We start from the raw sequence: 6,160 nt of genomic DNA on the forward strand, positions 1-6,160 counted from the left end.
TCGGCCTTCGGCGTGGGTTTCACACCGAAGGCGGTGCGGGTGACGAGCTCGTCACCCAGCGCCTCGCGCAGCCGGCGCAGCGCGTTGCTGACGGCCGGCTGGGTCATCGCCAGGCGCTGCGCCGCGCGCGTCAGGTTCTGCTCGGCCATCACCTGGTCGAACACACGCAGCAGGTTGAGGTCGAGGGTGCGGAAACTCATTCCGCCATCATGTCATAACCAATGTGAATGTCTGTGATTCCAACAATCCATTGGCGATATACCTAGGGTTTACCCTAGACTTCCTGTCAACACGTCAAGGATGGCGTGCATTGAAAGGAAAACACCATGTCTGCCACCACCATCAAGCTCCCGTCGGCCCCGGTCATTACCGCCGCCCCGCGCGGTGCGGCTTGGGCAGCCAACCTGTTCGCCAGCCTCCTGCAGGGCCTGCGTGCCGTCGGCCACAACCTGATCGAGCAGCGCCGCCTGTGGGCCGAGAGGCGCGCTATCCAGGAGATGCTGCGCTTGGCCGACACCTACAGCATCAGCCAGCCCGGTTTTGCTGCCGAGCTGCGGGCGGCAGCGACGCGTCTGCAATCCTCGCGAGACGAGTGAGCGCTTACCTGCAAGACGCCCGCGCCGCCAACGTGGGCGTGTGAAAAAGCCGCCCGAGGGCGGCTTTGGCCTGCTGAGGGCCCGCTCAGGCCGTCAGGCGCCGGGCCAGCCGTTCCTTGGTCTCGACCAGCTCGCGGGGCAGGCGGTGCGAAAGCTGCTCGAAGAGTTCGTCGTGCAGCCGCAGTTCCTGCTGCCATGCGGCGAGGTCGAGGTGGGTCACCAGGCCGTACTGCTGGGCGCTGAAGTCCAGGCCGTCCCAGTGCAGGTCCTCGTAGCGCGGGGTCACGCCGAAGATGTGCTCCTCGCCGCGGCCGTGGCCTTCGATACGGTCGATCATCCACTTCATCACGCGCATGTTCTCGCCGAAGCCCGGCCACACGAAGTGGCCGGCCTCATCCTTGCGGAACCAGTTGACGGTGTAGATGCGCGGCAGCTGTGCGCCACTGGCTTGCAGCTTGCGGCCCAGATCGAGCCAGTGTTGGAAGTACTCGGCCATGTTATAGCCGGCAAAGGGCAGCATCGCGAAGGGGTCACGGCGCACCACGCCTTGCTGGCCGAAGGCCGCGGCGGTGGTCTCTGAGCCCATCGTGGCGGCCATGTAGACGCCTTCGACCCAGTTGCGCGCCTCGGTCACCAGCGGCACGGTGGTGCTGCGGCGCCCACCGAAGATGAAGGCGTCAATGGGCACGCCGGCCGGGTCGTCCCAGGCGGGGTCGAGTGCAGGGTTGTTCGTGGCCGCCACGGTGAAGCGCGCGTTGGGGTGCGCCGCCTTGCGGCCGGTGTCCTTGGCAATCTGCGGCGTCCAGTCCTGGCCCTGCCAGTCGATGGCATGCTCGGGCGCCGGGCCCATGCCCTCCCACCACACATCGCCGTCGTCGGTGAGCGCCACGTTGGTGAAGATCACGTTCTCGCGCAGCGAGGCCATGCAGTTGGGGTTGGTCTTCTCGTTCGTGCCCGGGGCCACGCCGAAGTAGCCTGCTTCGGGGTTGATCGCGTACAGGCGGCCGTCCCGGCCGGGTTTGATCCAGGCGATGTCATCGCCGATGGTCGTGACCTTCCAGCCCTCGAAGCCCTTGGGCGGAATGAGCATCGCGAAGTTGGTCTTGCCGCACGCGCTGGGGAAGGCGGCGGCGATGTGGTACTTCTTGCCTTGCGGGTTGGTCACGCCCAGGATGAGCATGTGCTCGGCCAGCCAGCCCTGCTCACGGCCCATCGTGGAGGCGATGCGCAGCGCGAAGCACTTCTTGCCCAGCAGGGCATTGCCGCCGTAGCCCGAGCCGTAGCTCCAGATCTCGCGGGTCTCGGGGTAGTGGACGATGTACTTGGTCTGGTTGCATGGCCAGGCGACATCTTTCTGGCCGGGTGAAAGCGGCGCGCCCACGCTGTGCACGCAGGGCACGAAATCGCCGTCGGCGCCCAGCACGTCGAACACGGCCCGGCCCATGCGGGTCATGATGCGCATGTTCACGGCCACATAGGGGCTGTCGGAGAGTTCGATGCCGATGTGGGCGATGGGCGAACCCAGCGGGCCCATCGAGAAGGGCACCACGTACATCGTGCGACCGCGCATGCAGCCTTTGAACAGCGCGTTGGGCCCGGTTTGCAACAGGGCGCGCATCTGCTCGGGTGCCATCCAGTTGTTCGTCGGGCCGGCGTCTTCTTGCTTGGCCGTGCAGATGAAGGTGCGGTCTTCCACGCGGGCCACGTCGCTGGGATCGCTCCAGGCCAGATAGCTGCCCGGGCGCTTGGCAGGGTTGAGCCGCCGGAAGGTGCCTGCTTGCACGAGCTGCTCGCACAGGCGGTCGTACTCGGCTTGGCTGCCGTCGCACCAGTGGATCGCGTCGGGCTCGGTCAGGGCGGCGATCTCGGCCACCCAGGCCAGCACCTTGGCGTTTTTCACATAGGCCGGGGCCTGCAGCCTCAGGCCCTGCATGGCAGGTTGGTTCATGGTCACTCCAATCGTTGAAAAACCGAAAGCGGGATTTGGAGAGCCTCGGACCGACCCGCCGCAAGGGGCAGGGCGCTGGGGCTGGTGCTCGGGGCTCGCCAAATGCCGCAAGGCCGCACGCCACCAAGCGCACGGCCGCACTGCTTCGGCCCCTTGGGACTGCGTCGTGCGCAGGCCGGGGGCGTCGAACGCGGGAACGCCGGGATGTGGGCCGCTGGCCCCCGCTGACAGGCCGTCTGTCCAGTGTAATCCGGTGGTAACTCGCGGGCGACACGGGTTTATGCAGTTTCGGTATGGGGGCATGCCCGGCGCATCGGTCGTTGTGCGCGAGAACGCCGGCGGCGGCGCCGAGCGGGGGGGAGGGCTGGGGCCGGGCCGAAGCCGGCGTTCAGTAAGATGTGCGTCCCGTTGCCCGATCCGCGCGTTGCCCATGGCCTGTCTCCTCGTTTCGCGCCGCGACCTGCTGCGCGCCGCCGGCGCGGCGCCGCTGGCTGCCTGGTGCGGGGCGGTCCGTGCCCAGCAGCGCCGCCCCCAGACGCAGGCCTTGCTGGTGGGGGTGGCCACCGCATTGCACGACAGCGGCTTTGCGCTGCACATCCGTCGTGCCATCGCACGCGACACGGGCTTGGCCGTGGACACCACCCCGGGGCCCAGCGAGCGCATGTTGGCCTTGCTGGAGCAGGGGGAGGTCGATGTGGCCATCACCCATGCGCCGCAGGCCGAGGAGGCCTTGCTGCGGCAGGGTCTGGTGCACGACCGGCGCTTCGTGGCGTCCAACCGTTTTCTCCTGGCTGGGCCGATGGAGCGCCCGGCGGCGCCGGTCAAGGGCCGCAAGGCCCCGCCGCCGCGCGATCCGCTGGGCTTGGCCGGTGGCGCGGACGTGGCCGCGGCACTGGTGCGGCTGGCGCAGGCCGGGAACCAGGGGCAGGCCTTGTTCGTGGCCCCTGCCGAGCGCACCGGCGCACGGGCCAAGGAGCGCTCGCTGTGGCAGGCCGCAGGCCTGGAGCCGCAGGGGCCCTGGTACCAGCGGGCCGTCGGCGGCATGGCCGAGACCCTTGCCCAGGCCAACGAACGGGGTGCTTATGTGCTGGTGGACCGCGGCGTCTGGCTCACCTCGCGCCAGCGCGACCGGCTGGGGGTCGTCGTGGAGGGCGATGCTCGGCTGGCCGACTTCTACCATGCGATGCGGTCCTTCCGGGTCAACCACCCGGCCGGCAAGCTCTTCCTGGACTGGTTGACCGGCCCCACCGGGCGCCGTGCCGTCGCCTTGGCGCCTGGCGGCTACTCGGCCACCATGCCGCGCGGTTGAGTCACGGATATGCCTGTCGTGGGCCGCGTGCTGTCCGTCCAGGTCGGGGCCGCCCGCCTGCTGAGGATCCAGGGCCGTGAGGTGCTCAGCGCCTATGGGAAACAGCCGGTGCCAGGGGGTGTGAGCGTCGGCTGCTTGGGCTTGGAAGGTGACGAGCAGGCCGACCCCAGCGTGCACGGGGGGCTGTCCAAGGCGGTTTACGCCTACCCCTTCGAGCACTATGCCTTTTGGCGCACCGTGCGCGCCCAGGCCCGTGTGGCGCCGTGGGACGAGGCGCTGCCACCCGGCGCCTTGGGCGAGAACCTGACGCTGACCGGCTTGACCGAGTCCCAGGCCTGGATCGGTGATGTGCTGAAGTTCCCGGACTGCGCGCTGGCGATCAGCGAGCCGCGCTATCCCTGCTTCAAGTTCGAGCATGCGATGGGCTTTCGCCAGTCGGCCCGGCTGATGGCGCAATCGGGCTACTGCGGCTTCTACCTGGCCGTGCGCGAGGAAGGCACCGTGCGTGCCGGCGATGCCTTCGAGCTGGTGCCGGGCCCGCGCGAGGTGAGCATCGCCGAGCTGTTCGCCGCGCGGATGCGGCGCTGATCTCCTTCAGCCCAGCCAGCCGCGTCGACTCAGCCACCCGAACAGCGGCCCGGACAGCAGCACCACGGCGGCCATGCGCGTGACGTGGAAGGCCGTCACGATGGGCACGCCCAGTTGCAGCACCTTGGCGGTGATGCACATCTCGGCGATGCCGCCGGGCGAGGTGCCCAACATCACCGTGGCCGGATGCAGGCCCACCCAGCGGGCCAGCACCCAGGCAAAGCCCGCGCACAGCACGATCATCGCCAAAGTGCCGACGGCCACGCTGGCCAGCCAGCGCGGGGCGGTGCGGACGAAATCCGGCGAAAAGCGCGTGCCCAGGGCCACGCCGATGAAGACCTGGCCGAGGTGGGTCATCCACGTCGGCAGGGCCGACAGCTCGACGCCGCTGGCAGTGAGCGTGGCCGCCACGGCCAGCGAGCCCAGCACCCACGGTGTGGGCTTGCCCAGGTGCTGCAGCAGCAGCGAGCCCGCGCAGGTCAGCGCGATCAGCAGCGCCAGCCCGGCGCCGTGCACCACGGCAGGGCCGGGCACGAAGGGGTCCAGACCGCGCAGGCCCAACGCCTGGAAGCCGAACGGCAGGAGGATCACCACCAGCAGAATGCGCACGCTGTGGGCCGAGGCCACCAGGTCCACCCGGCCGCCGTGGCGCTCGGCCAGCATCGCCATTTCCGAGGCGCCGCCGATCGCGCTGGCGAAATAGGTGGTGGCGGCATTCAGGCCCGGCCGGCCACGGTGCAGCCGCGCCAGCACCAGGCCAAAGGCCAGCCCCAGCGCCAGCGCCCACACGATGCCCGCCACGATGCCGGCCGCATGATGCAGGACCACGCCCACCACTTGGGGGGTGAAATACAGACCCAAGGCCGTGCCGATGGCCCAGTGCCCGGCGCTGCGCAACACCGTGCTGCCGGCCAGCGGCAGCCCGGCCACGCAGCCGGCGGCCGTGACGAGCAGGGGCCCGATCATCCAGGGCAAGGGCGTGCCCAGCCGCTCGCAGGCCCAGCCGGCCAGCCCGGCCAGCACCAGGGTGGCCACGATGCGCACAGGACGGGGCAGGGAAGACAAGGCGCTCGCCATGGACAAGTGCAGGCCCTCGGGGACACAGGCCCGAGATGCTAGACGATGACCGTCATCGCACACAGCGGCCGGTGACGGGCGCAGCCTGCCGGCAGGACAATGTGCGCGGTGCTCGCACTCTGGAGGCCGAAGCCGTCCGGGTTCTCCCTATAATGCGAATCGTTCTCATTACTAGTGGATAAAGTGACCTCTGCCTCTTCATCGGCGCCGACGCCGGCTTGGGCCGATCTGGATTTGCGTGGATGGCCGGGTGCGGGTGAGCCGGGCTTGGGTCGCCGCGAGCGGGTGCTGGCTCTGGCGGCCGTGGTGGCCGCTCACGTCGGCGCTGGCTGGGGCCTGTTGCAAATCGAGGCCGTGCGCAGCGCGGTGGGCGAGGCCGCCCCCATCTTCGTGGAGTTCTTGACGGCCGCGCCGCCGCCCCCGCCGGCGGTGGTGCCGCCGCCTCCGCCCCCGCCCCCGCCGCGCCCTGTGGTGCGCAAGCCTCCGCCGCCGGCCCCGGTGATCGCGGCGCCGGCTCCGCCCGAGCCGGCGCCCGCGCCTTTCGTGGCGCCGCCTCCGCCGTCCGAGCCCGCACCGCCGCCGGAGCCGGCCGTGTCGCTCACGCCACCGGCCCCGCCCGCGCCGCCGGATCCACCAACCCAC

Annotated in this window: 7 protein-coding genes; 3 read left to right on the forward strand and 4 right to left on the reverse strand. The window is 70.0% G+C overall.

What is annotated here, in order from left to right:
* The coding region (locus tag ACK42S_RS14660; RefSeq protein ID WP_409709071.1) for a LysR family transcriptional regulator at window positions 1-200 on the reverse strand (200 nt) is incomplete at its 3' end.
* Window positions 201-326: 126 nt separating this feature from the next.
* On the opposite strand from ACK42S_RS14660, the gene ACK42S_RS14665 reads away from it, so the two are divergent.
* Entirely contained in the window at window positions 327-596 is a 270-nt protein-coding gene (locus tag ACK42S_RS14665) for a hypothetical protein (protein WP_409709073.1), read from the forward strand.
* A gap of 85 nt (window positions 597-681) precedes the next feature.
* Here ACK42S_RS14665 and ACK42S_RS14670 read toward each other — a convergent pair whose 3' ends face one another.
* A complete protein-coding gene (locus ACK42S_RS14670) occupies window positions 682-2,544 on the reverse strand; it encodes a phosphoenolpyruvate carboxykinase (GTP) (protein ID WP_409709076.1) in 1,863 nt (620 codons plus the stop codon).
* A 430-nt stretch (window positions 2,545-2,974) separates the two neighbouring features.
* Between ACK42S_RS14670 and ACK42S_RS14675 the strand changes: the two genes are divergently transcribed.
* Entirely contained in the window at window positions 2,975-3,853 is an 879-nt protein-coding gene (locus ACK42S_RS14675; RefSeq protein ID WP_409709079.1) for a substrate-binding domain-containing protein, read from the forward strand.
* A 9-nt stretch (window positions 3,854-3,862) separates the two neighbouring features.
* Complete coding sequence (locus ACK42S_RS14680) at window positions 3,863-4,441, forward strand: MOSC domain-containing protein (RefSeq protein WP_409709082.1); 579 nt, start codon at window positions 3,863-3,865, stop codon at window positions 4,439-4,441.
* Window positions 4,442-4,447: 6 nt separating this feature from the next.
* Here the strand turns inward: ACK42S_RS14680 and ACK42S_RS14685 are convergent, their stop codons facing one another.
* Both ACK42S_RS14685 and ACK42S_RS14690 read right to left on the reverse strand, forming a co-directional pair.
* Window positions 4,448-5,518, reverse strand: coding sequence for an AbrB family transcriptional regulator (locus ACK42S_RS14685; protein WP_409709088.1), 1,071 nt, complete (start codon window positions 5,516-5,518; stop codon window positions 4,448-4,450).
* Between the two features lie 314 nt (window positions 5,519-5,832).
* The coding region (locus ACK42S_RS14690) for a hypothetical protein (protein ID WP_409709085.1) at window positions 5,833-6,160 on the reverse strand (328 nt) is incomplete at its 5' end.

The organism is Caldimonas sp., from assembly GCF_046289365.1.
Classification (GTDB): domain Bacteria; phylum Pseudomonadota; class Gammaproteobacteria; order Burkholderiales; family Burkholderiaceae_C; genus Caldimonas.

Excerpts from the sequence above, each read along its gene's own strand:
- ACK42S_RS14665 (WP_409709073.1), top strand. The coding sequence starts at position 327 with ATGTCTGCCACCACCATCAAGCTCCCGTCGGCCCCGGTCATTACCGCC.
- ACK42S_RS14670 (WP_409709076.1), bottom strand. The coding sequence starts at position 2,544 with ATGAACCAACCTGCCATGCAGGGCCTGAGGCTGCAGGCCCCGGCCTAT.
- ACK42S_RS14675 (WP_409709079.1), top strand. The coding sequence starts at position 2,975 with ATGGCCTGTCTCCTCGTTTCGCGCCGCGACCTGCTGCGCGCCGCCGGC.
- ACK42S_RS14680 (WP_409709082.1), top strand. The coding sequence starts at position 3,863 with ATGCCTGTCGTGGGCCGCGTGCTGTCCGTCCAGGTCGGGGCCGCCCGC.
- ACK42S_RS14685 (WP_409709088.1), bottom strand. The coding sequence starts at position 5,518 with ATGGCGAGCGCCTTGTCTTCCCTGCCCCGTCCTGTGCGCATCGTGGCC.